This window comes from Roseateles sp. P5_B10 (genome assembly GCF_056400485.1).
Genome location: NZ_JBFULE010001265.1, coordinates 1 through 1022 on the forward strand (window position 1 = coordinate 1; position 1022 = coordinate 1022).

1 protein-coding gene is annotated in these 1022 nt (G+C 68.4%); it reads right to left on the bottom strand.

Annotated elements, in window-relative coordinates:
- A partial coding sequence (locus AC1DU6_RS32620) for an efflux RND transporter permease subunit (protein WP_477862399.1) occupies positions 1–1022 on the bottom strand: 1022 nt, incomplete at both ends.

Consider the following 1022-nt stretch of genomic DNA (forward strand, 5'->3'; position numbering starts at 1 on the left):
GGAAGAACGAGCAGCGTGAGGATGGTGGACGAGACGATGCCGCCGATGACGACCGTCGCGAGCGGGCGCTGCACCTCGGCGCCCGCTCCCGTCGCGATCGCCATCGGCACGAAGCCGAGGGACGCCACCAGCGCCGTCATCAGCACAGGCCGGAGGCGGGTCAGCGCGCCCTCGCGCACGGCCTCCACCACCTTCTTTCCGTCACGGCGCAGCCGCTCGATGAAGGTGATGATGACGAGACCATTGAGCACCGCGACGCCCGAGAGCGCGATGAAGCCGATGCCCGCGCTGATCGACAGCGGAATGTCACGCAGCAGCAGCGCGAAGATGCCGCCCGTGAGCGCCAACGGCACGCCGCTGAAGACGAGCAGTGCGTCGGCCACGGCGCCGAGGCTGATGAACAGCAGCAGGAAGACCAGCAATAGCGCGATCGGAACCACGATGGTCAGACGCTGCGTCGCCGAGACGAGCTGCTCGAACTGGCCGCCCCAGCCGATCCAGTAGCCCGCCGGCAATTTGACCTTCTGCGCGATCTGCTGCTGCGCCTCGCCGACGAAAGAGCCGAGATCGCGTCCGCGCACATTGGCGGAGACGACGATACGGCGCTTGCCGTCCTCGCGGCTGATCTGGTTCGGGCCCGGCGCGACCGAGATCTCCGCCAGTTCCGACAGCGGCGCGTAACGCATCTGGGCCAGCGGCGAGGTGCCGAACGCCGCTGGCATCGCCTTGTTCTGGCTCGGCTGGCCCTCCAGCGGCGGCAGCGGGATCGGCAGCGCCTTGATCGCCTCGATATCCGTCCGCAGTTCATCCGGAAGGCGCACGACGAGATCGAAACGGCGGTCGCCCTCGAACACCAGGCCCGCGGTCTTGCCGCCCACGGCGATCTCGACCAGGTTCTGCACATCGGACACGCTGATGCCGAAGCGCGCCAGCGCCTTGCGGTCCAGCTTGACCGTCAGCACCGGAAGACCCGCGACCTGCTCGGTCTTGACGTCCGCGGCGCCCTGGATGTTCCGCAGCGC